The sequence below is a fragment of the Paenibacillus sp. AK002 genome (assembly GCF_053903045.1).
Genome location: NZ_CP096377.1, coordinates 2,481,240 through 2,507,647 on the forward strand (window position 1 = coordinate 2,481,240; position 26,408 = coordinate 2,507,647).

A 26,408-nucleotide genomic window follows, 5' to 3' on the forward strand; every position below is an offset into this window, starting at 1 on the left:
CAATGTCGAACCCGGTAGTACATGAAGCGAACGCGGATACTAAGCTTGCCCGCTCCGGTCCGAAGAAGGCTTCAACCAACATTAGCGTGTCCAAATATATTGCTTATACTTTTCTCATCCTGCTGTGCGTGATATGGGCGATTCCGGTCATCTTTGGTATTACCACATCGTTCCGGTCCCAGGCGGAGGTCGTATCCAGCGGTTTCAGTCTGCTGCCCGAAAACTGGATATTCGATAATTATGTCACGATCCTGCAAAATACGTCGACGGCCCCGATCCTGCGCTGGTTGATGAACTCCGTCTTTATCGCAACGATGCATACGCTGCTGGTGATCGTGGTCATTTCCATCACCGGCTACGGGTACTCCCGCATGAACTTTAAAGGAAGGGACACCTTGTTCTTTACTTTGCTGGGGATTTCTTTCTTTCCCGGAGTCGTGAACCTGATTCCATCCTACAAAATCATAGATGCGCTGGGGTGGGTAAACACCTCATGGGCAATGATTATTCCAGGTTTGGCAGGCATGGGGAACATATTCTTGGTCAGACAATTCATGATGGGCGTTCCCAAGGATCTGGACGAATCGGCACGCGTGGACGGCGCGGGTGACTTTAGAATCTATTATTCTATCATTTTGCCGCTCATGAAGCCTGTGTTGATTGTATGCGGCCTGTTTTCATTTACGGGTTCCTGGAATGATTTCCTCTGGCCGGTCATCGTGTATACCGACGTGGAGAAGATGCCGGTTACGGCAGGACTGCTGTTGCTGCAGGACATCTACGGCAATTATCGCATGATCGGACAATTGATGGGTTCCGCTATCCTGGCCATCATTCCGACGCTGCTGTTGTTCCTGTTTGCCCAGAAATATTTTGTGCAGTCGATCAACTTAAACGCGGGTATCAAAGGATAGTTTTTTGAAGAGTGGAAATGAAGAGCAAGTAAACCGAAAGCTAACGAAGTCAAACTACAAGGTATAGGAGTCGTCACCATGACTGAATTATATATAAAAAATCCCCTGATCGAGCAGAGGGCAGATCCCTGGATCTATAAACATAGCGATGGTTTTTATTACTTTACCGGTTCCGTGCCGGAATATGACCGGATCGAGCTTAGACGCTCGGAAACGATCCAAGGGCTTGCGGCTGCGGAAGGCATAACGATTTGGCGCAAGCATGATTCGGGTTTGATGAGCGCCAATATTTGGGCGCCCGAGCTTCATCACATAGAGGGCAAATGGTACGTGTATTACGCAGCGGCCCATACGTCCGAAACGAGGGACGGGTTGTTTGATCACCGCATGTTCGTGCTGGAGAATGCTTCGGCGAACCCGCTGGAAGGGGAATGGGTGGAGAAGGGACAAGTGATCACGAAGTGGGAGTCTTTTGCACTGGACGCAACCACGTTTGAGCATAAGGGAAGGCGGTATTATGTGTGGGCCCAGAAAGATCCGGCCATTCCGGGCAACTCGAATCTCTATATCTCCTTGATGGAAAATCCCTGGACCCTGACAGGGGAACAGGTTTGCATATCGGTTCCCGAATATGATTGGGAGAAGATCGGCTATCTGGTGAATGAAGGAGCCGCTGTCCTGAAGCGAAACGGTCGCATATTCATGACCTATTCCGCAAGCGCCACGGACCATAACTATGCGATGGGCCTGCTGACGGCCGATGAGGACAGCGATTTGCTGGATCCGAGCTCCTGGGTGAAATCACCCTTGCCCGTATTTACGACATCGGAAGCCAATGGCCAATACGGGCCGGGACACAACAGCTTCACGGTATCCGAGGACGGCCTGGTGGACATCCTGGTTTACCATGCCCGAAGTTACAAGGTGATGGCGGGTGATCCGCTATATGATCCGAACCGCCATGCGCGCGTACAGATCATCCGGTGGAATGAAGACGGTACGCCGAATTTCGGTGTGCCGAGAGCGGATCATGCAATGATATCCGAGTCATGACCTTGAAACCGACCCAGCTTACATGCTGGGTCGGTTTTTTTAAATTCCGAGGCAGGGTGTACATAATATTAAATAGGAGAAAAGAAGGAGTCTGCGATACGGATGGAGAAAAAAGGACAGGAAACCTGTTTGAATGGTTAAGGTGTAGTAAGAATCGTTTTTATTAACGATATACTTATTTCCTGGTAGGGAGGAATTATAAATGGCAAAGATATTAGTATTGGGCGGAACCCGCTTTTTTGGCAAAAGGCTGGTTAACCGGCTGGTGGCTAACGGCGATGCCGTTACGATTTTGACGCGCGGACAACACCAGGATCCATTCGGGGGTGCCGTTTCGCGGCTTGCCGCGGATCGGAAAGATCCGGAGAGCTTAAAGCAGGCAGTAGGGAGCCAGGATTTTGATATCGTATATGATAATATATGTTATACGCCGGAAGAAGCGGGACAAGCAGCGGACTTATTTGCTGGACGCGTAGGACAATATGTGCTGACCTCCACGTTGTCAGTATATGATTTTGCGGATCATCCGGTAAGGGAAGAGGACTTTGATCCATACAGATATCCGGTTATGATGAATGAAAGCAGGGACTACAGCTACAAGGAAGGCAAGCGCCAGGCGGAGGCGGTTTTGTTCGGTCGCCATAATCTCAATGTAACCGCCGTCCGGCTCCCGATTGTGCTTGGACCGGATGATTACACGCGAAGGCTGCTTTTCCATATTGAACATGCTGCGAGCGGGGAAGCCATTGGTTTGCCGGATCCCGACGCGCAAATCTCGTTTGTGCATGCCGAGGAAGCGGCAGAATTTCTGGAGTGGGCAGGCCGAGTCCAATTAGATGGCCCGGTTAATGCATGTTCGAGCGGCACGATTTCGGTACGGGAAATGATGGGCTTGATCCAGCAGGAAATCGGAAGGACGGCACCGCTCCAGTCATCGGCGGCACCGGATCACATGTCTCCGTTCGGCATTCCGGGAGATTGGACGATGGATCATGCCAAAGCGGCAGCCGCCGGATTTACATTTTGGGATCTGCACGACTGGATGCCGAAATTGATTGCCGAATTGTCCGCCGATTTGAAGGTTCGTTAATGATACAGGCGTAAGAAGCATGGGGTTGAAGACGGAAAATAGGGAAATGCCCTGAAAGGAAGATCAGCATGAGCGACAAGATGGAAGCATGGAAAGAGCGTATACAGGAAGCGGAATCCAAGGGAGGTTTACCTCCGGATGCCCTGACGTTAATCCATGCGATGTATGAAGAAATCGAAGCTTTAACGAGACAGAATGTCAATCTGCGGAGAACCGCCTTAAAAGCGGCCTCCAAAGAAACAAGGATGTCGAGTAAATTGAAGGACGCCCTCATGGAATAACAACTTGGGCCAAAACAAACAAACACCGGGGAGCGCTCCCCGGTGTTTGTTTTGTATGGGTGAATCAGCTTTTGGACGGGGTTCCTGATTTTGTTGCCGGGCGCTTCTTTTTGAATCTCGGACCGACGTAATTCCGTTTGCGGTCGCGGAACAGAATCCAGCCGCCCAGGAAACCGATGCCGATGACGAACAGGGCCAGTCCGCCAAGAAAAGAAAGCCAACCGAAAGCGGGGTTCGCCACGTTGTCGTCCCCATGCACGGCAATATATAGAAAAACCGCATCCTTCATCATCAAGAAACCCTTCATTGCCATAAAACCCGGAATAACCAAAATCAAGATGGCAATAAAGCGGGAAATTAACATTTTCATAGAAGATTCCTTCCTGCGACTGATGTATTAAACTACCGTTTATCATACCTTTTTCATAAGGGGATGTCTATTTCGATTATGGATGACGATTTTGTAATCCGAAAAAAAGAGAGTACAATGAAAGTGTATAACTGGACTTATGATGGAGGTGCCGTTTGTGGCTATAACATGTGATGTAGCAATTCTTGGCGGAGGTACCGGTGGATATGTTGCAGCCATCCGTGCAGCCCAGCTCGGTAAACATGTGGTTATCATCGAGCAGGACAAATTGGGAGGGACCTGCTTGCACCGCGGGTGCATTCCGAGCAAAGCATTGCTTCGAAGCGCCGAGCTTTATGCGGAAATGAAGGATAGCGAGAGCTATGGAATCGAGACGGACGGAGTCCGGCTATCGTTTAACAAAGTGCAGAAACGGAAGGACGGCATCGTGGAGAAACTGCACCAGGGCGTCCAATATTTGATGCGTAAAAATAAAATCACCGTCGTGCAGGGCAAAGGGAGAGTTATCGGCCCGTCCATTTTCTCTCCGCGCAGCGGGGCCGTAGCGGTTGAGCTTCCGGATGGCGAGATGGAAACCGTGGTTCCCACCCACCTGATCATTGCGACCGGATCGCGTCCGCGTCACTTACCGGGATTAGAGCCTGACGGCATACATATATTGACTAGCGACCATGCGCTTCAGCTGGATGAGCTTCCCTCATCCATTATTATCGTGGGGGGTGGCGTAATCGGCGTGGAATGGGCCTCGATGCTGAATGATTTCGGAGTTCAGGTCACGATTGTGGAAGCTTCATCCCATTTGCTGCCTTCGGAGGATGAGGAGATCGGACGCGAGCTGTCGAAGATGCTCAGCGCCAGGGGCGTAGAGGTTATCACGAACATAAAGCTATTAACCGACAGCTGTGAGATCGGGAATCAAAGCGTGTCCATCGCAATCGAGCATAAGGATGACACAAGAACGTTGTCAGCGGACAAGCTGCTGCTCTCTGTCGGAAGAGTGGGCAATACCGAGAATATCGGACTTGAGAATACGGATGTTCGCGTGGAGAACGGCTTCATTGCCGTGAACGGGAATATGCAAACAACGGAGCCCCATATTTACGCGATCGGCGATTGCATCGGGGGACTTCAGCTTGCGCATGCGGCCAGCCATGAAGGGATTGCTGCCGTGAACCATTTGGCAGGCGAGAATACGGAGGTCTACCGAAGCGAATGGATCCCGCGCTGTATTTACACCCGTCATGAGGTAGCCAGCGTCGGGTTGACGGAGAAGCAGGCGAAAGAACGCGGACATGAGATCAAGATCGGCAGATTCCCGTTTTCGGCGATCGGCAAATCTTTGATCCACGGAACAAAGGAAGGGTTCGTAAAAGTCATTGCCGATCAGAAGACGCAGGATATTCTGGGCGTGCATATGATCGGTCCGCACGTAACCGAGCTCATTGGCGAAGCGGCTCTTGCACAAGTGCTGGATGCGACCCCATGGGAAGTCGGCACGGCGGTCCACGCCCATCCGTCATTATCCGAAATCATCGGCGAAGCGATGCTTGCCGTGGATGGACGAGCGATCGGTTTGTAGGAATGAGGATATTCTTTTGTGGAATCCCTCATTTCTTTTTGCCGAGAAAGGGATTATAATATCATTAAGCCAAGTCTTAGTACCAGGTTTTAATACTTGATCTAATATGCCTCAAACTCAGGTTGCGAGGCGGATCAAGCCTGAAGTCATGGCTCACATAAAGGAGGGATCTCCATGAAAGAACATGAAACGGTTACGGCAAACAACAATAGGCATGAGCAGCTTGGACTGACCGACGGACAAGTGCTGGACATGTACAAATATATGGTGCTGGCGCGAAAATTCGATGAGCGCAATCTGCTGCTGCAGCGTGCGGGCAAAATTAATTTTCACGTTTCCGGAATCGGGCAGGAGGCATGTCAGGTTGCTGCTGCCTTTGCCCTCGACCGGGAGAAAGATTATTTTCTACCTTATTACCGCGACTACGGATTCGTATTGGCGGTTGGCATGACGCCTCGCGAATTAATGCTGTCGGCTTTTGCCAAGGCCGAGGATCCGAACAGCGGCGGACGGCAGATGCCGGGCCACTTCGGCAGTAAACGCCTGCGGATCGTGACCGGCTCCAGCCCTGTAACGACCCAGGTTCCGCATGCCGTAGGTTTCGCGCTTGCTGCGAAGATGCAGAAGAAGGATTTTGTATCGTTTGTTACGTTTGGCGAAGGCTCGAGCAATCAGGGCGATTTTCATGAAGGCTGCAACTTTGCCGGCGTTCACAAGCTCCCCGTCATTATCATGTGCGAGAATAACCAATATGCCATTTCGGTTCCGCTTCATAAACAGATTAGCGGGAAGGTCAGCGACCGCGCGCTCGGGTACGGTTTTCCGGGTGTTCGAGTGGACGGCAACGACGCTCTGGAAGTTTACGCGGCCGTGAAGGAAGCCCGGGAACGTGCGATCCGAGGGGAAGGACCAACGTTGATCGAATCTATGATGTACCGTTTGTCTCCGCATTCCACATCGGATAACGATTTGGCGTACCGGACCAAAGAAGAGGTTGAAGAGAACTGGAAGAAAGACGGCGTCGCCCGTTTCAAGAACTATTTGATCGACTGCGGGCTCTGGGACGAAGCACGCGATCAGGATTTGATCGCGCAGTTAAACCTGGAGATCAAAGAAGCGACGGAATCTGCAGACTTGGCTCCGTTTCCGAAGCCTGAAGATACGCTTCTTCACGTATATGCCGATGCTGAAGGAGGCGCGTAAGAGATGGCGGTAATGGAATATATCGATGCAATACGCCTGGCCATGAAGGAAGAAATGGAGCGTGACGACTCCGTATTCGTGTTAGGCGAGGACGTGGGCGTCAAAGGCGGCGTGTTTACTACCACCAAGGGCTTGATGGATCAATTCGGCGAAATGAGGGTGCTCGATACCCCGCTCGCGGAATCCGCGATTGCCGGCGTGGCTATTGGTGCAGCCATGTACGGCATGAAGCCGATTGCCGAGATGCAATATTCGGACTTCATGTTCCCGGCAACCAACCAGATTATTAGCGAAGCGGCGAAAATCCGCTATCGTTCCAATAACGATTGGAGCTGCCCCGTCGTGATCCGCGCGCCGATCGGAGGCGGAATATTCGGAGGCTTGTATCATTCCCAGTGCCCGGAATCGGTGTTCTTCGGAACGCCGGGATTGAAAATCGTTGCGCCGTACTCGGCCTATGATGCAAAAGGGCTGCTGAAAGCGGCGATCCGCGACCCGGATCCGGTTCTGTTCTTCGAGAACAAGAAATGCTATAAGCTGATTACCGGCGATGTGCCGGACGACGATTACGTTGTCCCGATCGGTAAAGCGAACCTGCTGCGCGAAGGCTCGGATATTACGGTGATCAGCTACAGCCTGCCGCTGCATTTCGTCATGCAGGCTGCTGAAGAGCTTGAGAAGGAAGAAGGCATCAGCGCGCATGTGCTGGACCTGCGTACCATACAGCCGCTGGACCGGGACGCGATTATCGCCGCAGCCCGGGCAACGGGGAAAGTGCTGATCGTGCACGAGGATAACAAGACCGGCGGGGTTGGCGGGGAAGTATCCGCGATCATAGCGGAGCACTGCTTGTACGATTTGGATGCTCCGATCATGCGCCTATGCGGTCCGGACGTGCCGGCTATGCCAATCAGTCCGCCGATGGAGAAATTCTTTATGCTTAACAAGGACAAAGTCAAAGAATCCATGCGTCAATTGGCGCTTTATTAAGAACAGGGAGTTGTGAGCATGTCCGAAAATCAGAAATTGACCGATGTTACGATGCCTCAGCTGGCAGAATCCCTTGTTTCGGCGACCATTGCCAAGTGGCTGAAGAAGCCCGGGGATTTCATTGAGCAATACGAACCGATCTGTGAAGTGATCACCGATAAAGTCAATGCCGAGATTCCATCCACCCTGGACGGCGTCATGGGCGATATTCTTGCCCAGGAAGGCCAAACCGTCAATGTTGGCGATATTATTTGCCGGATCGCGGTCGCTTCAGGAGAAGGGACTGCGCCTTCGCCACAGCCGGCTGCAGCAGCTTCGGCGAGTCCGCAGCAGGGTGCAGGCAGCGAGGAAGGCTCGATGCGTTTCCGTTACTCGCCTGCCGTGCAGACGCTGGCTGCGGAACATCAGATCGATCTTTCGAAGGTGCAGGGATCTGGCATGGGCGGAAGAATAACCCGTAAGGACGTATTGGCTTATATCGAAAAAGGGGGAGCAGCCCAAGGCCAAGGCCAAGGCGCTCCTGCCGGATCGGCGTCTTTCCCTAGCGCGCAAGCGCAAAGAGAAGCAGTGCAGCCGAGCGGGACTTCGCCGTTTCAAGGTCTGCAGCATCAGACGCCTGCGGAACCGTCGCCTCCTCTGGGCACAGCCATTCCGGATGTGCGCCATTCGGGGCTGCATTTGACGGAATCGCCGAAAATTCCGACCATTGAAGTGGAGGGCATGGAAGGCGGAAGATCGGAATACTTCATTGATGTAACGCCGATGCGGAATGCCATTGCCCGAAACATGCGTCAAAGCGTTACGGAAATACCGCATGCCTGGACGATGATCGAAGTCGACGTGACCAACATCGTGCTGCTGCGCAATCAATTGAAGGATGAGTTCAAGCGCAAGGAAGGGGTTAATTTAACCTATCTGGCCTTTTTGCTAAAAGCCGTTGTGAACGCCATTAAAGATTATCCGATCATGAATTCGTTCTGGGCCGTGGATAAAATCGTGGTGAAGCGGGATATCAATCTGTCCTTGGCCGTCGGAACGGAGGATTCCGTGTTGACGCCGGTCATCCATCGTGCCGATCAAAAGAATATTGCGGGCCTTGCGAGAGAGATCGAGGATCTAGCGCGCAAGACACGTGAAGGCAAGCTGAAGCTGGACGATATGCAGGGCGGTACCTTTACGGTTAACAATACGGGGTCCTTCGGCTCGATACTGTCCTATCCGATCATCAATTATCCGCAGGCTGCGATTCTGACATTTGAATCCATCGTGAAAAAGCCGGTGGTCATCAATGACATGATCGCGGTTCGCTCCATGGCAAACCTGTGTTTGTCCCTGGATCATCGGATTTTGGACGGGGTGATCTGCGGGCGATTCCTCCAGCGCGTCAAAGACAATCTGGAAGGCTACACCCTGGATACGAAGCTCTATTAATCAACGTCTGCTAGCATGATCTGCGGACTGTTTCTTTTCGAAGAAGTTCGCAGACGTTATTCATATCAAGTCAATCGAAGGGGATTCATCGGTTGGCTTTGAACCCTATGAAAGAAGGCGTTAGCACATGAAAAAACCGTTAGATGTATCGTATACGCCGATTGTGGATTACGGCATGGCTTGGGAGCTTCAAAAAAACCATGTTTCCGCCATCGATCAGGGAGAGCGTCACGAGAGTCTGATGCTCCTCCAACATCCTCCGACCTATACGATGGGGTCACAGCGGCATCCGGAGCACCTGCTGCTAAGCAAAGAGGAATTGGAGAAACAGGGCATCGGACTGTTTGAAATCGATCGCGGCGGAGATATTACATATCACGGTCCCGGACAGCTTGTCGGGTATCCGCTGTTGCTGCTGGATGGCGGCAAGAATTTGAACCTCCACGGGTTTCTGCGCGACGTGGAGCAGGTCATCATCGATTACTTGGCATCCTACGACATCGAAGCAGGCCGAAAACCCGAGTACACCGGTGTATGGGTAGGCGATTCGAAGATCTGCGCCATCGGCGTGAAATTCAACAAATGCCGCCGGCATCGCGGGTTTGTGACAAGCCACGGCTTTGCGTTTAACATTAAATCCGGGATCGCGGATGCGGGATTCTCGGGCATTATTCCATGCGGCATTCAGGAATTCGGCGTCACTTCACTGGAGGATTGCACGGGGCGGAAGTTCGAGGTAGAGGAAGTAGCCCGGGAGATCGTGCCTTACTTCACCCGGGTATTTCCATATGAGGCTCACTGGCTGTCATAACTTCGCTGACTAGCGTAGCGTATTGGCGTTAGCGAAGGAACAAAGGCTCCAGGATAACCAGAAGCGTTGATCCTACCATGGCAATCAGCATGAGATAGATCACAATTCGAAACCACTTTTTACGTTGCATTGTGTAACTCCTTTAGAATAAGTTTAATGATGAACATACATGCAGCAGCATCATTTAGTTGAGATATGGATATACAGACATTGTATCGTATCTGCGAAAGAGAGGGAAGTCCAGTGATCTCAGAAGAGCGTATCATTCAAGAGTTTATGGAACTGGTTCAAGTGGATAGCGAAACCCAACATGAAGAAGAGATCTCGAAAGTTCTCCAGCACAAATTTTCCGGTCTCGGCTTCGAAATCATAGAAGACGATGCCAAGGAAAAGACGGGGCACGGAGCAGGCAATCTGATTATTACCTGGAAAGCGGACGAGGCGGCCCAGCATGCGCCTAAGCTGCTTTTTACCTGCCATATGGATACCGTAACACCCGGGAAAGGCATCAAGCCGACTCTAGGCGATGACGGTTGGATCCGAAGCGACGGAACGACCATCCTCGGGGCGGACGACAAAGCCGGCATCGCCGCTTTGCTGGAAGGCATTCGGGTCATTCAGGAAAATAACATTCCGCACGGGCAAGTCCAGTTTGTCATTACGGTAGGCGAGGAATCGGGGCTGGTCGGAGCGCGGGCGTTGAATCCGGATGTTTTGGATGCGGATATCGGCTTTGCGCTGGATTCCAACGGGGAGCTGGGTTCGATCGCAGTTGCCGCCCCGACCCAGGCGAAGATCAAAATGATTATTAAAGGCAAGTCTGCCCATGCCGGCGTAAATCCGGAGGACGGCATCAGTGCCATTCAAGTCGCGTCCAAAGCCATCGCCAAAATGAAGCTCGGACGCATCGATAAGGAGACCACGGCTAACATCGGCAAATTCCAGGGCGGAGGCGCTACGAATATCGTGTGCGACTTTGTTCAGATCGATGCCGAAGCACGCAGCATCGTTCAGGAAAAGGTCGATAAGCAAGTGAATGATATGCGTGAAGCGCTTGAAACCACGGTTCGTGAATACAATGCCAATTGCGAGTTCATTAGCGAGATCGTTTATCCGGCCTTCAGCTTCAATGAGCATGACGAGGTCGTTCAGCTTGCGCAGCGGGCCATCGGCGGATTGGGTTTGCCGACCCGCACATTCCGGTCCGGCGGCGGCAGTGATGCCAATATTTTTAACGGCCTCGGCATTCCAACCGTCAATCTGGCGATTGGATATCAAGACATTCATACCACGCAGGAGCGCATTCAAGCTTCTGATTTGGTAAAGGCGGCGCAGATCGTGGTTGGAATTATCCAGGAAACGGCCAAAGCGTAGTCGATGATGAGGATGAAATAAAGCCCGCTGCGGATGCTGGATGTCCGCAGCGGGCTTTTTTTATATGCAGCTAATTCAGGAATGACATCGTCGGGGAGGTCTCTACCCTTTTTTGGGCAGGCGTCCAGGTGGTATGCCAGTTCGTACTCTCGACAACATGCAATGCGGCATTAATGTTGTCAAGGTATAACTCGATTTCCTTCCTTGCCGATGCAGAGGAATAACTCTCCTCCAGACGGGCGGAAAGGGAAATCAACGCGGACTGCAAATAACAAGCGGCTTCGCCGAAGCGAGCCTCCGTATGCCCGGGAGAAGCAAGCCTGAGCTGCTCAAGCATGGATGCGGCCTCGTCATAATTACCCAGATCATACAAATGCTCAGCCGCTATGAAACATACCTTGAAGCTGTAGCTGTCTTGATCCTGGAGAGGCAGCGCTTCCAATTGATGCAACTTTGAAATTGCCTGCCCCCTGTAGCCTTCCTCATAAAGAAAACAGATAAGAGCATAATAAGCACGTTCGCCGCTATCGGCAAGCAGATGTTCGGCGATGGAGATCATTTTGAGCGATATGGCGGTGCGAGCTAATTCCAAAGCCTCCGACATGGCGATGAATCGGTCAGGCAGCGAATGTTGGACGCTCCACTCGCAGAGCTGCCGGATTCGGCTTAGCTGAGCCATCTCGGATCCTTGCGGACGCGGCAGTTCCCGCGGCTGACGGATGGAATCCCGAAGGTAACTGTCAATGAAGTGCATGGCTTCAGAGGTTTGACCTGTCATGATGAGGCAAGTCACGTACATGATACAGGTATCGGAATATAAACTTCCCTGCTCAGCAAAGCAGCGGGAGGCAAACGGGTAAGCCCCGATATAATATAAAGACCTGCCAACCATGATATTGGATGCCGGAAAGCTGCTTGTTTCGTTCAAGAGCCGTTCGCATATGGTTTGATCCGGGATTCCTTGCAGAAGCAGGAGTGCGGCCCATTGATTCAGCGCCTCTTGGGCGTGGGCACCGGAATGTAGCACGACGGTTCTGAAAGCCTCCTCGGCTTTGCCGTAGGAACGCATTCGCATGCTTAATAGCCCGTACTCAAGCCAGCTTAAATCTACTTCCTTCCATCCCGAGCTCGTCGTATCGGTTGTTGCGGATTGTGCAGCATCCTTGAAGCTCTTCAGAGCCTTCTCAAGATACCCGCGTTTTTTGTACCATTTTCCGCGCTCATATTCAGTTGAAGGTGGATTTGTAATCGGATCGGTTTCAATAATAGGTATATGTCGCATGTCGAAGCCTCCCAATGATATATAACACCCTAATAGGCGAAAAGGTCATGGTCCGTATTCGAAAAAAATAGAAAAAAGTCGAAAAACAGGTCTCAAGAACTAATTTTCCGATCTGTTTTCGTAAATATTTTTAGAAGACTTAGAAATAATATCCATAATCTTCGTTTCCGATCCCCATTGCTGCTGCCATTGCTTCAGCATAATCCGGATCTGCCAGGCCTGTCCTACCAAATGTATCGAATGGTCACCTTTGTAGCTTTTCATGGGCGGCTTCCTTCTTTCTTGGTAATTTTGATATAATACACCTTATGCACTAGCATGGTCCGCCATGCCGTTTTTAAACAAAGGAGGTCATTTTGTGAGCGATATCGGCAGTAAGACCCGTGAAGCATCGGATAAATTGCTGGAAGAAACCACCTTGTCCACCCAATCTATTTTTGAAGGGAAAATCATATCGCTGCAGGTCGATACGGTGACACTGCCCGATGGGCAGACGGCAACCCGTGAGGTTGTCAGACATCCCGGCGCCGTAGCGGTGCTTGCGTTAAAAGACGATAAAATGCTGGCCGTCAATCAATTTCGTCAGCCCCTTGGGCGCTGTGAGGTTGAAATCCCTGCCGGCAAGCTGGAGCGGGGGGAAGATCCGCTTGAAGCGGCCAAGCGTGAACTGCAGGAGGAAACCGGTTATACATGCGGTTCGATCCGAAAACTGCATTCCTTCTATACATCTCCGGGGTTTGCCGATGAGATCATTCACTTGTACCTGGCAGAGGATCTGGTCGGAGGCGACATGAATCCCGATGAGGACGAGTTCATAGAGATGATGGAAATTTCGCTGGAAGAAGCGTACTCACTCATCCAAGAGGAGAGAATCAGCGATGCCAAAACCATTCTCGCCGTCTATGCTTGGAATATGTACAGCCTGACGGGTAAGATCTGACATGCAGCATCCTGACGAAAACGTCTCTGCCGGGAAGCTTCAGTCCTATTACTGCGACATGCATATTCATATCGGTCGCACAAGCAGCGGGCAAGCTGTGAAAATAAGCGCAAGCAACAACCTGACCTTTGAAAATATAGCCGTCGAAGCTTCGGAGCGGAAAGGCATTCAGATGATCGGCATCATCGATTGCCATTCTCCTTCGGTGCAGGAAGACATTCTGCAGTGTTTGGACAGCGGCGTCATGCAGGAGATCGACGGGGGCGGAATTGCGTACCGGGATACGGTAATCCTGCTTGGCAGCGAGATTGAAATACGTGAAAGCGGCCGAGGCGCGGCCCATGTGCTGGCTTATTTTCCCGACCTGAGCACGATGCAGGAGTTCACCGGCTGGATGGCCGGATATATGAAAAACGTCCAGCTGAGTTCCCAGCGCATCTATGTCAGTCCGCTGGAGCTGCAGCAAGAGATTACGGCACGCGGCGGGCTGCTGATACCCGCTCATGTCTTTACGCCCCATAAGGGGCTTTACGGCAGCATGGCTGACCGTATGAGCGAGGTGTTCGATCTGAACGGGATTGCGGGCATCGAGCTTGGGCTCAGCGCCGATTCCTCGATGGCTGGACGTATTAGCGAGCTGGATGCCTATTCCTTTTTGACCAATTCGGATGCGCATTCCCTCGGGAAGATCGGCAGGGAATACAACCGGATCGACATGGCCAAGCCTTCATTCGCAGAATTTCGCCAGGCGCTTCAGGCTAGCAACGGGAGAAGAATCAGTGCGAACTACGGGCTGAATCCCAGACTGGGTAAATACCATCGCACCTATTGCGTGGGATGCGACAGCATTCTGGATGAAGGGAGCGACATTCATGATTTGGTGCGATGCCCGTACTGCGGAAGCACCAAGCTGGTTCAAGGGGTGTTCGACCGAATTCTTAACATCGCTGACCGCACGGAGCCCGTGGTGCCGGAGAGCCGACCTTCGTATCACTACCAGGTTCCGCTAGAGTTCATCCCGGGTCTTGGGAAGTCCTCCATGTCGAAGCTGCTTGACGCATTCGGCACCGAAATGAATATCCTTCATCAGGCCACGGAAGCCGAGCTGGCGGCCGTTGCCGGCGAGGGACTCGCGGCAAGCATCGTGATGGCCCGGAATGGGACGCTGCCCTTATCGGCTGGCGGCGGAGGCTCTTACGGGAAGGTGCTCCGGTAAATCGGGTCAACTCTTTCAACCAAGCAGGTCATACAAGGCTGACGATTGTCATAGAGTAGAGTAGAGACACAGAAAGGAGACTCTATTCTATGCAATCATTCCGCCAGGCCTTTAAGGATCAGACGATGCTCTATGTGTTTGTAGGCGTCTTGTTTTTAGTGGGCGTGCTGTTTGGAGCGTTGATGGTCAATGCGCTTTCATTGGAGCAGCAGCAGGAAATGGCCCGCTATTTAAACCACTTTTTTGTTAACGTGCAGGACGGTGGAGAATCCATGAGTCAGTCTTCTTACTGGAGCATCGCAGCCCTGCATCTGAAATGGATCGGTTTGATATGGATTCTGGGATTGTCCGTCATCGGGCTCCCGGGAATATTGATATTGGATTTTCTAAAAGGGGTTCTCATCGGGTTTACGGTCGGTTATCTGGTGGGACAGTATTCATGGAAAGGCCTGCTGTTCGCCCTGGTGTCGATTGCACCGCAAAATTTGCTCATCATCCCCGTGCTCATGATGTGCAGTGTAGCGGCGATAACCTTCTCTCTATACATTATCAGGGACCGATTTATCATGAATCGGGGAGGCAGCATGATGAAGCCTTTTGCTTCGTATGCCATGCTGACATTTTTCATGGTCATGCTGACGCTCGGGGTCGCTTCCTTTGAAACCTGGGTAACCCCCGCCATGATGCGCTGGGTTACGCCCATGTTGCTATAATCCGCGAATTTTTCCATAAAGCAAAACCGTTTGACTTTGTTTGTCAAATCCCCCTATAATGAAGGAAGTGAACAATAACGTGCAGTGATTTCCAAGGGGGAGGGAAACGATGGAAGCGCGGATCGACAAAATTAAGCAGCAGCTACAATCCCAAGGATACAAATTAACGCCCCAACGGGAAGCCACGGTAAGCGTATTGTTGGAAAATGAAGACGACCACCTTAGCGCAGAGGATGTATTTATGCTCGTGAAAGAGAAGGCTCCGGAGATCGGTCTGGCAACCGTGTACCGTACCCTAGAGCTGCTCAGTGAGCTTCATGTTGTAGAGAAGATAAATTTTGGCGATGGTGTCGCCCGTTACGACTTGCGGACGGATACTTCGAAGCATCACCATCATCATTTGATATGTACTCAATGTGGAAGCATGGATGAAATACGCGAGGATTGGCTCGGTCCGTTGGAAGAGCGGTTAGAGCGAGAATTCAACTTTACCGTTCATGACCACCGGCTTGATTTCCATGGCATATGCTACCGTTGCAAAGAGAAGGGCAAGAATGACCAGGACAAATCCTAATTTTATATCTTTCAACAAACCGCAGTGATGATCATCACGGCAGCCCTCTGCGGCGGTAAGCCGGGAGGGCTTTTTAGATAATTAACTATATTAGGCGGTTCATGCACGATTATCGTATCGTTCACTTTTAAGCACAATTTATACTTTTACATCATCCAAGTACGTCGATTAGACGTTTTTTTTATTCTTCAGAATAACCGCCGGGCCCAATGGCTGATCGGAGATAAGAGGGATGCCGTCATAATCCTGCAGCTTGTATCATAGGCTTTACGTGAAATGATACCGCAATACCCGCTTTCAATTGAGCGATCGATGCCATGTGAAAGAGAGGCGCTGCCAGTGATTATATCTATTCGAAAAATAGGCTCACTGATCCGTTTTATTTCGATGTTTGCCGTGTTGACCATGTTTTTTTACTTCGTGCTGGGATGGGTAGGCGATTGGCTAACACCAGTAGATCCTTACCGTGCGCCTTCGGGTCAAGCGGTAAAGGCTTTTCAGCCGGAGAGCACCATGGACTCCCGTTATTCGCCGGCCGAGCGTCTCCGATTGTATTACTGGTACGGAGAGTGATCGTGCTTGCAAAGGGCCGCGGGAATAGGAGCAAAAGATCATGAAACCATATCTGGACGAATATGTACAATATCTGGAGGACGAGAAGGGACTGTCCCGAAGCACGATAGCATCGTATCGGGCCGACCTTCAAGGATTCCTTGCATTTGCAGCTGAAAGGGAGGTCACCCATCCGCGTGAGGTGAATCGAACGCTGCTCGGGCTGTATGTGGGAAGGCTGAGGCAGCAGGGGAAGGCGGCATCGAGCCTGCTTCGATGCACGGCTTCCCTGCGTTCCTTTTTTCAGTATTTGGTGCGTCAAGCCGTTATTGTACAGGATCCGACCCAGCTGCTGGATAATCCGAAGCCGGAACGGAAGCCGCCGAAGTCGCTAACCGTGGAGCAGGTGGACAAGCTGCTGTCGGCTCCCGATTCCGGTACCCCGCAGGGCGCCAGGGACAAAGCGATGCTTGAGCTGCTGTACGCTTCGGGCATCAAGGTCTCGGAATTGGTGAATCTGTCCATCCATGACATCCATTTGGAGATGCGCTTTTTACGCTGCGCGGTTTCCGGTGGGAAGGAGCGTATTCTGCCGATCACCCCCATTGCGGCCGAGAGCGTTGCATTGTATGTGCGAGATATGCGGGACAAGCTGATGAGGGATGCCGGTGAAGACGCGTTATTCCTGAATTCGCTGGGAACGCGCTTGACACGGCAGGGTTTTTGGAAAATTATTAAAAAGTATGGCAAGCTTGCCGATATTGACGAGGACATCACGCCGCATACCCTTCGGCATTCGTTTGCCATGCATTTACTGGGGAACGGCGCGGACTTGCGTTCGGTTCAGGAGATGCTGGGACACTCGGCATTGTCCACAACCGGGATGTATCAATCTGCCAAGAAAAGCATGAAGGAAGTATACGATCATTATCATCCGAGATCATAGGGCGGACTTACCGGCTCTAGGATCTACAATTTATTATCAGAATAGGAGAGGTATGAATATGAGTTCAGTCCATCAGCAAAGCATTAAGGAAGCAGCAGCATACATACGAGGGCAGAATGGCGTCCAGCCCGAGGTCGGCCTGATTTTGGGTTCGGGGCTCGGCGTGCTGGCGGAATTGATTGAGAATCCGGTTTCGATCGCTTACACGGACATTCCTCATTTTCCCGTATCGACGGTGGAAGGACATGAAGGCGAACTGCTGCTGGGCACGATCCACGACCGGCCAGTCGTCCTGATGAAGGGTCGCTTCCACATGTACGAAGGCTACGGCCCGGAAGTAACGGCTTTTCCGGTACGCGTCATGAAGGAGCTGGGCGTAAAGAGCCTGCTCGTTACCAATGCGGCCGGCGGCATCAACACGTCCTTTGAGCCGGGCGACCTCATGCTGATCTCCGATCATCTGAACATGACAGGAACCAACCCGTTAATCGGGCCTAACGATTCGGCGCTTGGCGTGCGCTTCCCGGACATGTCCCAGGCTTACAGCCGTCAACTTCGCCAATTGGCAAAAGAAGTCGCCGTGGGTCAGGGCATCGTGCTGAGAGAAGGGATTTACGCGGGTTTGCTGGGACCGACTTATGAAACGCCGGCTGAGATTGTCATGCTGCGCACGCTTGGTGCGGATGCGGTAGGCATGTCCACCGTGTCCGAGGTCATCGTGGCAAGGCATGCCGGGCTTGAGGTGCTGGGCATCTCCTGCATCAGCAACATGGCAGCGGGCATACTGGATCAACCGCTTTCCCATGACGAAGTGATGGAAACAGCGGAGAAGGTCCGTGAGAAATTCCTGGCGCTCGTTATGGCCATCATTCCCAAAATGTAATGGATATTAGCATGAGGCTGGGCTTCTTGCAGATGTAAATCTGCGAAAAGCCCAGCCTCTTTGTTATGTCCTTTTAGATGAATGGCAACAATTTTCCGTAAAATACTGGAATAATTTGTTTTCAACCTGACGACAATGAATAGCAGACCCGCGCACAGCGGGATGCCATTACGAATGTCAGGAGGGGACGGAAGTGAAAAAAGCGTTAATCGCTGGATTCCTAGTTCTAGCCGTGGGATTGTCCAGTGCGGCTGTACCAAGTTATGCGGAAGAAAATAGCAAACCCGGCGGAGGATCATCTCAAGAGGAGCTGGCGCCAAGTGCCCGTTCCGCTATATTGCTGGATGCGGATACCGGAACCATTATTTACGAGAAAAACAGCCATGATAAGCTGCCTCCGGCAAGCATCACCAAGGTAATGACGATGCTGCTTACGATGGAAGCCATCGATGAAGGACAATTGAAGTTGACCGATAAGGTGCGCACCAGCGAATATGCGGCATCCATGGGCGGATCCCAGATTTTTCTTGAGCCCGGCGAGGAAATGACCGTGGACGAGATGCTCAAAGGCATTGCCATGGCGTCGGGCAATGATGCTTCCGTTGCGATGGCTGAGAAGATTGCCGGCTCGGAAGAAGGCTTCGTGAAAATGATGAACGAGAAAGCGGCGGAGCTGGGGATGAAAGATACGCATTTCGTGAACTGCAACGGACTTCCTGCAGAGAATCATTATACATCGGCCCATGACATAGCGGTCATGAGCAGGGAATTGCTGAAATACGACCAGATCACCAAATATACCGGCGCTTATCAGGATTACTTGCGCAAAGATTCGGAGAAACCGTTCTGGCTGGTCAATACGAACAAGCTGGTGCGGTTTTACACGGGCGCGGACGGATTGAAAACCGGGTATACGTCCGAAGCCAAGTTCTGTTTATCGGCAACGGCCAAACGGGACGGGCTGCGCGCTGTAGCGGTTGTCATGGGGGCTCCGGACACCAAGACGCGGAACAATGAAGTATCGCGCATGTTTGATTATGCCTTTTCCCAATACACGATGCACTCCATCTATAAGCCTGGCGAAGTGCTCGGTATCGTGAAGGTTCAAAAGGGCAACGTGCCCGAGATCTCGATTCAAGCGGAAAAAGACTACAGCGTGCTTGTCAAGAAAGGCGTAAAGAATCCGGACATCCGTCATGAGATTCAGTTGGATCCGAACGTGAAGGCACCGGTAGCCGCCGGACAAGTCATCGGCAAGCTGTCTGTCTATCAGGGGGAACAGCTCGTGAAGGAGTTCGAGCTGACATCGCCTGTCGAGGTGGAAAAGGCCGGATTCTGGAAGCTGTTCAAACGGACAACCGGCAAGTTGTTTCATGTAGATTAATGGGAGTTTTCTTCTAGTTTTGTCGTGATGCAGGAATGTCTTTTTCGAATGTAGAAATCCTTGTTCATGTCAGGGAGGAGAGTGAACAAACATGAATCTGCATGTTGATATGGAGCATCACAGGCATGTTCTGATCGTCCGTCTGTCCGGCGAGCTGGATCATCATACGGCCGATCATGTCCGGATGCAGCTGGATGAAGCCATTCAGAGACGTCAAACAGAGCACTTGGTGCTGAGCTTAAAAGACTTGGATTTTATGGACAGCTCAGGGCTGGGAGTCATTCTGGGACGCTATAAATTCATCAAGCAAAAGGGCGGAAAGATGGCGGTGTGCGATGTCAAGCCGCAGGTTTACCGCTTGCTTGACATGTCGGGGCTGTTCAAAATCATGCCGATATACGAGAACGAGGGCACGGCACTCTCGGGTCTGGAGGTAGTGTCATGAGTGAAGGAAGAGCACAGCATAATTTTATGTCGCTGCAGTTTGCCGCTAGGTCGGAAAACGAATCCTTTGCCCGTGTCGCCGTGGCTGCATTCATCTCCCAGATGGATCCCAACATGGATGAGCTGAACGATCTGAAAACGGTGGTTTCCGAGGCCGTCACGAACAGCATCATCCATGGTTACGACAGCGACCCGGAAGGGGTCGTCAAGATTGAAGCCTCGATAGACGGGGATATGATCACGCTGCGCATCGAAGATTCCGGCCACGGGATCGAAGATCTGGAGATGGCGAAGCAGCCGCTGTATACCTCGAAGCCGGAGCTGGAACGATCCGGCATGGGATTCACCATCATGGAAAATTTCATGGACGAATTTGAAGTGGTCAGCGAACCAGGCAACGGTACGTCGATCAAAATGAAAAAGAGGATCGAATCTAAGAAAGCTTTATATAATTAGGGGTTGGACAAATGGATGCCGATGTGAAGAAAACTTCGCAGACTTATTTGGACGACGCGGAGGTCAAACGACTCATTGCACTTAGCCAAAGCGGGGATAATGTCGCCCGGGACACGCTCGTCAACTGTAATATTCGTCTTGTCTGGTCTGTCGTTCAACGGTTTATGAACCGTGGGTATGAGCCGGATGATCTGTTTCAGATCGGCTGTATCGGTCTCCTCAAATCCGTGGACAAGTTCGATCTCAGTTATGACGTAAAGTTCTCTACCTATGCCGTACCGATGATTATCGGTGAAATTCAGCGTTTCTTAAGGGACGACGGGACTCTGAAGGTCAGCCGTTCGCTTAAGGAGATGGCCAACAAAGTCAGGAAGAAGCGGGACGAGCTGTCCAAGCAGCTCGATCGTCTTCCCACGGTGAAAGAGGTTGCCGAAGAGCTGGGGGTAACGCCCGAGGAAGTGGTGTTTGCCCAGGAGGCGAACAAACCGCCAACCTCGATTCATGAGACCGTATTTGAAAATGACGGGGATCCCATCACGCTAATGGATCAGATTGCCGATGATTCGCAGGAACGATGGTTTGACAAGCTGGCCTTGAACGAAGCGATAGGGGGCTTGACCGAACGGGAGCGGCTCATTGTATATCTAAGGTACTACCGGGATCAGACGCAGTCGGAAGTTGCCACCCGGCTGGGCATATCCCAGGTGCAGGTATCGCGGCTTGAGAAAAAAATATTGCAGAGCATTCGGAACGAGATCGCGCAGTAGCGGGATCTATACCGTATCCTAAAGCCTGCACAAAGAGAGCGCCGTCCTTCTGGGACGGCGCTTTCTTGCGGAAATAAGACCGTAACCACTTCAGCGTCTTCCCCCTTTATCTCGCTTGGCGAACTTTCCCTAAAGGGGGCTTGTCTTCTAAGTGAGATGTCGGTGGTTGATTAGCTTGTTTTTTTGTATAACGGTCCTGGCCGGTCCGGCGATTAAAGAAAGTATGGTAAATCCGAGTAGAAACGATGGCAATTTCCCATACTAACGGTAATTTAGCAGTAAAGGAGTGTTTCGGATGAAGGTTAATCCCACTCCGACGGTGTTTCTGCAGCTGCGGAGCCGAATACGGCTGCCGAGAGACCAGACCGTCAAACTAGGCGATGTCGCCTTCATAGTCTGTGAGCCCGAATGGGAGAAACGGCTCAGAGCCCTGCCGTTGACTCAGCCGAAGGATATCGACGGCAACCGTCTTGTCATGGATCTGATTCAAATCATTCCGAAGATACAAGGGTTGATTCCGGGCGCCCATATTGAACCGATGGGTAACCATCATACCCTGGTGGAGCTTGTCGGTCCGGACAGCAAGCGATCCAAGCTGTGGTTCCCGCTCATTTGGCTGCTCTTGTTTTTCGGTTCTGCGCTCACCATCATGAACTTTCATGCAGATGTCAACATGCTCGAGGTCCAGATCCGGATTGTCGAAATGGTGACGGGAAAACGAGACGAGCATCCCTATTTGTTCCAGATCGCTTACTCTCTGGGGCTCGGATTCGGCATGACGGTGTTCTTCAATCATTTGTTCAAGAAAAAATGGAATGAAGAACCGACCCCGCTGGAGGTGGAAATGTACCTCTATCAGGAAAATCTGGATCAGTTCGTGGTTGCCGAAGAATACCGGAAAATGAACGCCGATGCCGATACGACGGGGAAAAAACCATGATGATGTCCATTCTGCAAGGGGTATTTACCTGTGTTCTCGGCGTAGCCGGAGGCATCGCCGTCGGCGGGGGCGTGATTGCGCTCATCATAGTGCTGGACATCATACCGAGATTGTCCCAATTGACGGCGACTTACAGCCGGGTGCATTGGTATGAAGGAGCATTGATAACGGGATCCTTCATTGGCACGGTGGCCGATTTCTGGAGATGGTCCGTTCCTTTGGGACCGGTCGTGAGTACCATAATCGGACTGATGTGCGGAATATTTATCGGCATGCTGGCAGCCGCACTGACGGAAGTATTGAATGTCCTGCCGATTCTGGCCAAGCGGCTCCGGCTGAAGGGGTATTTGTTTGGTCTTCTGATGGCCATGGTGGCAGGCAAGGTAGCGGGTTCCCTGTTCGACTGGTTTGTTTACAGCAAGTGACAGTTATGGCTAGGAGGTAGGTTATGGACGAGAAAACAACGCATGGCGGCGAACTGGAGGCCGGGATTCCGATCATTCCCCCATCCGAGATCAAAGCGTTAGAGGAAGAAGCGCTAAAGGAAAAGAGGGAGGCTGAAACCTCCGACAGCACCAAGGAATCCGTCATTTATTGGCAGCAAACGGACGATGTTCCCGCGAAGTTGAGCGAACTGAAAGAAACGCTTAAGGAAGTGATCGGCCTTGGGGTTTCGTTTGACGTGGTATTCCGCGAGATGAACTTTGCCGGCAGAAATGCGGGGCTTCTCTTTCTAAACGGGTTCACCAACGATGTCGTGGTGACGGAAATTTTGACAAGGCTGACGTACCTGACGCCAGACGACGTTAACAACCATGCGCTTTCCGAAATCATGAACCGCTATATTCCCCATGTTCAGGTAGAGCGGGACACCAGGCTCAGCAAGGTGATTGACGAGGTCCTGTCAGGCCTATGCGCGCTGTTCATCGAGGATGCGCATTCCGCCATCATCCTGGACACCCGGAAATATCCCGTACGGGGACTCGAAGAGCCGGCTGTCGAACGCGTTGTTCGAGGCGCCAGGGACGGGTTTACGGAGACGCTGGTGACGAACGTTAACCTCGTGCGGAGACGGGTTCGTGATCCGGGACTGCATGTGGAGATCATCAAAGTGGGAAGGCGTACGAGAACGGACGTCAGTTTGGTCTTCATCGATGACGTAGCCGACCGTACCCAGGTAGAAGCCATCCGGAAGAAAATCCAGGAAATCGATTTGGAGGGGCTCCCTCTTGGCGACAAGCAGCTGGAGGAAGCGATTGTAAACAAGGGCTGGCACCCCTATCCGCTGGTCCGTTATTCCGAGCGTCCGGACGTGGTCTCTTCCCATCTGCTGGAAGGCCGGATCGTCATTATGGTGGATACATCGCCGAGTGTGATGATCATGCCGACCACCTTCCTGGATCTCTGTCAGCATGCGGAAGAGAATCGCCAGACCCCGTTTATGGGGACCTATCTTCGCTGGATACGATTTATAGGCATTTTTGCTTCCATGTTCCTGCTCCCGTTGTGGATGCTGCTGGTTGTCCATCCTGAATTGAAGCCGCCGGGTCTCGATATCATCGGTCCGCAGGAGAATGCGAAAATTCCCATTATTCTGCAGTTTCTGATCGTGGAATTCGGCGTGGATTTGCTCCGCTTGGCCGCGGTTCATACACCGACGCCGCTCGCATCGGCAATGGGCTTGATCGCTGCGATTTTGATCGGCGATATTGCCGTTAAAACCGGATTGTTTGTCAACGAGGTTGTCTTGTATATGGCGGTTGCCTCCATAGGGATGTTTGCGACTCCAAGTTATGAGCTGGGGCTGGCCAACCGGATGGTCAGGCTGGTCCTGCTGCTGGCCACAGCCATGTTCGGGGTGAAGGGTTTTGTCATCGGGACAACGCTTCTAATTCTGCTTCTGACGACCCACCGTTCCTATAACTCGTCTTATTTATGGCCGTTTATACCATTTAGTGCAAAAGCGATGGGTGAAATTTTATTCCGCAAACCGCTGCTTATGTCAAGAAGACGCCCGGCTCTCAACAAAACGCGTGACAACACGAAAATGGGCCCGGAAATGAATCCGAGGGGCGAGCACTAACAATAACACAAATGTTGTGTTGAAAAATCCATTTTGATTACCTTCCGTTGTCTGCTATACTGTGAACAATTATTCGATTACCCTATTTTTGAAACAATGGATCGGAGGAATTGTAAGCATGTTTTTACACGGTACAAGCAAGATTAACGATCAGGGGCATTTGGAAATCGGCGGGTGTGACACATCCGATTTGAAAGCTCAATATGGAACACCACTATATATCGTAGACGAGCAGTCGGTTCGCAACCGCTGCCGGGAATACATCGAGGCCTTCAAGGCTTCCGGTTTGAAGTTCCAAGTCGCGTATGCAAGCAAGGCGTTCTGCGTTATGGCCATGTGCCGATTGGCCGACGAGGAAGGCATGTCGCTCGACGTTGTTTCCGACGGAGAGCTGTACACGGCGCTTCAGGCTGGATTCCCTGCGGAACGGATTCATTTCCACGGAAATAATAAGACGCCGGAAGAGATCGAGATGGCGCTGGATGCCGAAATCGGCTGTTTCGTTGTTGATAACGTGATTGAACTGCATATGCTGCAGGCCATCGCTGCCGAGAAGAACCGCAAGGTCAACATTTTGCTTCGCGTGACACCGGGCGTCGAGGCGCATACGCATGAATATATCTCGACAGGACAAACCGATTCGAAGTTCGGCTTTGATATCGGCAACGGCTCTGCGTACGAAGCGGTGCAGCTTGCGGAAGCACAGGCCAATATTCATCTCATGGGCATCCATTCCCACATCGGTTCCCAAATTTTTGAGGTAGAAGGCTTCCAGATGGCTGTTCAGCGCGTAGCTGAATTTGCAGCTTCCGTAAAAGAAGGCCTGGGCGTTGTGTTCAAGGTCGTGAACCTGGGCGGCGGATTCGGTATCCGCTACGTGGATGGAGATACGCCGCTTCAAGTATCCCAATATGTAAAAGCGATTACGGATGCGGTAAAGAACCATTTTGCGGGCCTTGGTTCCGAGCTTCCTGAAATTTGGGTGGAACCGGGTCGGAGCATCGTCGGTGACGCAGGCACCACGCTCTACACGGTGGGCACCAGCAAGGATATTCCCGGGGTGCGCAAATATGTTGCCGTCGACGGCGGCATGACGGACAATCCGCGTCCGGCACTCTACGAATCGAAATACGAAGCGCTGCTTGCAAACCGTGCTAAAGAAGAGCCGGAAGAAACGGTATCCATTGCCGGCAAATGCTGCGAGAGCGGAGACATGCTGATTTGGGACCTGGAGCTTCCGAAGGTTGAAACGGGCGATCTGCTGGCGGTGTCCTGCACGGGCGCATACAACTATTCCATGGCCAGCAATTACAACCGGATCCGCAAGCCTGCGGTCGTATTCGTGAAGGATGGGCAAAGCAATCTGGTCGTTCGCCGCGAATCGCTTGCCGATATCATCAGCAACGATGTCGTGCCGGCGGATGTAACAAAAGAAACCGTTACGAGTTTATAAGACGTCAATGTCTCTGGATAGGAAGGGCCCGCCAAAGCCTCCGGCTGCGGTCAGGGCTCTTCGTCCTGCCTTCCGTCGGCTATGGTCGCGGGGGAGGGACAAGTTCGTTTTGCTTCGAGGCTCAAAACATAGTAAACTATAACTTGCATTGTAAAAAAATCGATAAAAGCGTTTGAGATAACGGAAGGAGATACACACATATGGCAAAAAAAGCGAAGATCACCTTGGAAAACGGCAAAGAGGTTGTGCTTGACCTGTTCGAGAACGATGCACCGAACACGGTGGCTAATTTTGAGAAATTGGCCAACTCCGGCTTCTATAACGGTCTGGTATTTCACCGCGTAATTCCTGGATTCGTTGCTCAAGGCGGATGTCCGCAAGGAACGGGAACCGGCGGACCGGGTTATACCATTAACTGCGAGATCAATCCTAACAAGCACGAGCGCGGAAGCTTGGCCATGGCGCATGCCGGCCGGAATACCGGCGGAAGTCAGTTCTACGTGTGCTACGAGCCGCAGCCGCATTTGGACGGACAACATACCGTATTCGGCAAAGTTGTTGAAGGCATGGAATACGTGGATGCATTCAAAGGCCGCGACAAAATGGAAAAAGTCGAAGTGTACGAAGCATAATAAATTCAGCATCATGCAAAAACAGGCTCACCCTCAGGGGTGAGCCT

Annotated in this window: 30 protein-coding genes; 26 read left to right on the forward strand and 4 right to left on the reverse strand. The window is 51.8% G+C overall.

From position 1 onward, the window contains the following. The first annotated feature begins 2 nt into the window (after positions 1 to 2). The 4 genes from M1D70_RS10895 to M1D70_RS10910 all read left to right on the forward strand — a co-directional run bounded on the left by M1D70_RS10895 (position 3) and on the right by M1D70_RS10910 (position 3,338). Positions 3 to 914: a carbohydrate ABC transporter permease gene (locus M1D70_RS10895; RefSeq protein WP_009591243.1), complete on the forward strand. Its 912-nt coding sequence runs from the start codon at positions 3 to 5 to the stop codon at positions 912 to 914. Between the two features lie 78 nt (positions 915 to 992). Beyond that, entirely contained in the window at positions 993 to 1,967 is a 975-nt protein-coding gene (locus M1D70_RS10900) for a glycoside hydrolase family 43 protein (protein ID WP_456289852.1), read from the forward strand. 202 nt (positions 1,968 to 2,169) lie between these two features. Next, on the forward strand, positions 2,170 to 3,057 hold the full coding sequence (locus tag M1D70_RS10905; RefSeq protein ID WP_456289853.1) for an NAD-dependent epimerase/dehydratase family protein: 888 nt from the start codon (positions 2,170 to 2,172) through the stop codon (positions 3,055 to 3,057). Between the two features lie 68 nt (positions 3,058 to 3,125). Next, positions 3,126 to 3,338: a hypothetical protein gene (locus tag M1D70_RS10910; protein ID WP_009595096.1), complete on the forward strand. Its 213-nt coding sequence runs from the start codon at positions 3,126 to 3,128 to the stop codon at positions 3,336 to 3,338. Between the two features lie 64 nt (positions 3,339 to 3,402). On the opposite strand, the gene M1D70_RS10915 is transcribed toward M1D70_RS10910, so the two are convergent. Then, positions 3,403 to 3,708, reverse strand: a complete 306-nt coding sequence (locus M1D70_RS10915; RefSeq protein ID WP_009595214.1) for a DUF2627 domain-containing protein — start codon at positions 3,706 to 3,708, stop codon at positions 3,403 to 3,405. A gap of 157 nt (positions 3,709 to 3,865) precedes the next feature. On the opposite strand from M1D70_RS10915, the gene lpdA reads away from it, so the two are divergent. From lpdA to lipB, 5 genes are all read left to right on the forward strand, one after another. Continuing rightward, positions 3,866 to 5,287: a dihydrolipoyl dehydrogenase gene (gene lpdA, locus M1D70_RS10920; protein ID WP_456289854.1), complete on the forward strand. Its 1,422-nt coding sequence runs from the start codon at positions 3,866 to 3,868 to the stop codon at positions 5,285 to 5,287. A 174-nt stretch (positions 5,288 to 5,461) separates the two neighbouring features. Beyond that, positions 5,462 to 6,490, forward strand: coding sequence for a thiamine pyrophosphate-dependent dehydrogenase E1 component subunit alpha (locus M1D70_RS10925; RefSeq protein WP_009595196.1), 1,029 nt, complete (start codon positions 5,462 to 5,464; stop codon positions 6,488 to 6,490). A 3-nt stretch (positions 6,491 to 6,493) separates the two neighbouring features. After that, positions 6,494 to 7,480: an alpha-ketoacid dehydrogenase subunit beta gene (locus M1D70_RS10930; RefSeq protein ID WP_456289855.1), complete on the forward strand. Its 987-nt coding sequence runs from the start codon at positions 6,494 to 6,496 to the stop codon at positions 7,478 to 7,480. A gap of 18 nt (positions 7,481 to 7,498) precedes the next feature. Continuing rightward, on the forward strand, positions 7,499 to 8,911 hold the full coding sequence (locus tag M1D70_RS10935) for a dihydrolipoamide acetyltransferase family protein (RefSeq protein ID WP_456289856.1): 1,413 nt from the start codon (positions 7,499 to 7,501) through the stop codon (positions 8,909 to 8,911). A gap of 127 nt (positions 8,912 to 9,038) precedes the next feature. Beyond that, positions 9,039 to 9,722: a lipoyl(octanoyl) transferase LipB gene (gene lipB, locus M1D70_RS10940; RefSeq protein WP_456289857.1), complete on the forward strand. Its 684-nt coding sequence runs from the start codon at positions 9,039 to 9,041 to the stop codon at positions 9,720 to 9,722. Between the two features lie 28 nt (positions 9,723 to 9,750). Here lipB and prli42 read toward each other — a convergent pair whose 3' ends face one another. Further along, positions 9,751 to 9,852, reverse strand: coding sequence for a stressosome-associated protein Prli42 (prli42, locus tag M1D70_RS10945; protein WP_015734477.1), 102 nt, complete (start codon positions 9,850 to 9,852; stop codon positions 9,751 to 9,753). 113 nt (positions 9,853 to 9,965) lie between these two features. Between prli42 and M1D70_RS10950 the strand changes: the two genes are divergently transcribed. Continuing rightward, positions 9,966 to 11,096 carry a tripeptidase T gene (locus tag M1D70_RS10950; protein WP_456289858.1) on the forward strand — a complete coding sequence of 377 codons (1,131 nt, stop codon included), beginning with the start codon at positions 9,966 to 9,968 and terminating at the stop codon, positions 11,094 to 11,096. Positions 11,097 to 11,166: 70 nt separating this feature from the next. Here M1D70_RS10950 and M1D70_RS10955 read toward each other — a convergent pair whose 3' ends face one another. Both M1D70_RS10955 and mciZ read right to left on the reverse strand, forming a co-directional pair. Beyond that, positions 11,167 to 12,378, reverse strand: coding sequence for a tetratricopeptide repeat protein (locus M1D70_RS10955; protein ID WP_456289859.1), 1,212 nt, complete (start codon positions 12,376 to 12,378; stop codon positions 11,167 to 11,169). A gap of 99 nt (positions 12,379 to 12,477) precedes the next feature. Next, positions 12,478 to 12,642: a Z-ring formation inhibitor MciZ gene (gene mciZ, locus M1D70_RS10960; protein ID WP_090910954.1), complete on the reverse strand. Its 165-nt coding sequence runs from the start codon at positions 12,640 to 12,642 to the stop codon at positions 12,478 to 12,480. Positions 12,643 to 12,736: 94 nt separating this feature from the next. Between mciZ and M1D70_RS10965 the strand changes: the two genes are divergently transcribed. From M1D70_RS10965 to M1D70_RS11040, 16 genes are all read left to right on the forward strand, one after another. Next, complete coding sequence (locus M1D70_RS10965) at positions 12,737 to 13,318, forward strand: NUDIX domain-containing protein (protein WP_009595101.1); 582 nt, start codon at positions 12,737 to 12,739, stop codon at positions 13,316 to 13,318. A gap of 1 nt (position 13,319) precedes the next feature. Further along, positions 13,320 to 14,534, forward strand: a complete 1,215-nt coding sequence (locus tag M1D70_RS10970) for an endonuclease Q family protein (protein WP_009595195.1) — start codon at positions 13,320 to 13,322, stop codon at positions 14,532 to 14,534. 89 nt (positions 14,535 to 14,623) lie between these two features. Further along, entirely contained in the window at positions 14,624 to 15,247 is a 624-nt protein-coding gene (gene spoIIM, locus M1D70_RS10975; RefSeq protein WP_009595126.1) for a stage II sporulation protein M, read from the forward strand. 109 nt (positions 15,248 to 15,356) lie between these two features. Next, positions 15,357 to 15,821 (forward strand): ferric iron uptake transcriptional regulator, encoded by a 465-nt coding sequence (gene fur / locus M1D70_RS10980; protein ID WP_006209405.1) that lies wholly within the window; start codon positions 15,357 to 15,359, stop codon positions 15,819 to 15,821. Between the two features lie 339 nt (positions 15,822 to 16,160). Further along, positions 16,161 to 16,394: a YqzK family protein gene (locus M1D70_RS10985; protein ID WP_009595237.1), complete on the forward strand. Its 234-nt coding sequence runs from the start codon at positions 16,161 to 16,163 to the stop codon at positions 16,392 to 16,394. A gap of 40 nt (positions 16,395 to 16,434) precedes the next feature. Beyond that, positions 16,435 to 17,319: a site-specific tyrosine recombinase gene (locus M1D70_RS10990; RefSeq protein WP_456289860.1), complete on the forward strand. Its 885-nt coding sequence runs from the start codon at positions 16,435 to 16,437 to the stop codon at positions 17,317 to 17,319. A 58-nt stretch (positions 17,320 to 17,377) separates the two neighbouring features. After that, the gene (locus tag M1D70_RS10995; RefSeq protein WP_456289861.1) at positions 17,378 to 18,202 is read left to right on the forward strand and encodes a purine-nucleoside phosphorylase; all 825 of its coding nucleotides are present in this window, start codon (positions 17,378 to 17,380) and stop codon (positions 18,200 to 18,202) included. Positions 18,203 to 18,395: 193 nt separating this feature from the next. Next, positions 18,396 to 19,586, forward strand: coding sequence for a D-alanyl-D-alanine carboxypeptidase family protein (locus M1D70_RS11000; protein WP_009595223.1), 1,191 nt, complete (start codon positions 18,396 to 18,398; stop codon positions 19,584 to 19,586). A gap of 91 nt (positions 19,587 to 19,677) precedes the next feature. Next, the gene (gene spoIIAA / locus M1D70_RS11005) at positions 19,678 to 20,031 is read left to right on the forward strand and encodes an anti-sigma F factor antagonist (RefSeq protein ID WP_009595152.1); all 354 of its coding nucleotides are present in this window, start codon (positions 19,678 to 19,680) and stop codon (positions 20,029 to 20,031) included. Next, positions 20,028 to 20,486, forward strand: a complete 459-nt coding sequence (gene spoIIAB, locus M1D70_RS11010; protein WP_009595262.1) for an anti-sigma F factor — start codon at positions 20,028 to 20,030, stop codon at positions 20,484 to 20,486. Before spoIIAA ends, spoIIAB begins: the two co-directional genes overlap by 4 nt. A gap of 11 nt (positions 20,487 to 20,497) precedes the next feature. After that, the gene (gene sigF, locus M1D70_RS11015; protein ID WP_009595135.1) at positions 20,498 to 21,253 is read left to right on the forward strand and encodes an RNA polymerase sporulation sigma factor SigF; all 756 of its coding nucleotides are present in this window, start codon (positions 20,498 to 20,500) and stop codon (positions 21,251 to 21,253) included. A 295-nt stretch (positions 21,254 to 21,548) separates the two neighbouring features. After that, positions 21,549 to 22,193: a stage V sporulation protein AA gene (locus M1D70_RS11020; RefSeq protein ID WP_009595232.1), complete on the forward strand. Its 645-nt coding sequence runs from the start codon at positions 21,549 to 21,551 to the stop codon at positions 22,191 to 22,193. Further along, a complete protein-coding gene (locus M1D70_RS11025; RefSeq protein WP_009595161.1) occupies positions 22,190 to 22,618 on the forward strand; it encodes a stage V sporulation protein AB in 429 nt (142 codons plus the stop codon). The genes M1D70_RS11020 and M1D70_RS11025 overlap by 4 nt, the downstream gene beginning before the upstream one ends. A 23-nt stretch (positions 22,619 to 22,641) precedes the next feature. Further along, positions 22,642 to 24,276 carry a spore germination protein gene (locus M1D70_RS11030; RefSeq protein ID WP_009595242.1) on the forward strand — a complete coding sequence of 545 codons (1,635 nt, stop codon included), beginning with the start codon at positions 22,642 to 22,644 and terminating at the stop codon, positions 24,274 to 24,276. Between the two features lie 118 nt (positions 24,277 to 24,394). Further along, positions 24,395 to 25,729 carry a diaminopimelate decarboxylase gene (lysA, locus tag M1D70_RS11035; protein ID WP_456289862.1) on the forward strand — a complete coding sequence of 445 codons (1,335 nt, stop codon included), beginning with the start codon at positions 24,395 to 24,397 and terminating at the stop codon, positions 25,727 to 25,729. 200 nt (positions 25,730 to 25,929) lie between these two features. Further along, on the forward strand, positions 25,930 to 26,361 hold the full coding sequence (locus tag M1D70_RS11040) for a peptidylprolyl isomerase (protein ID WP_009595227.1): 432 nt from the start codon (positions 25,930 to 25,932) through the stop codon (positions 26,359 to 26,361). Positions 26,362 to 26,408: the final 47 nt, after the last annotated feature.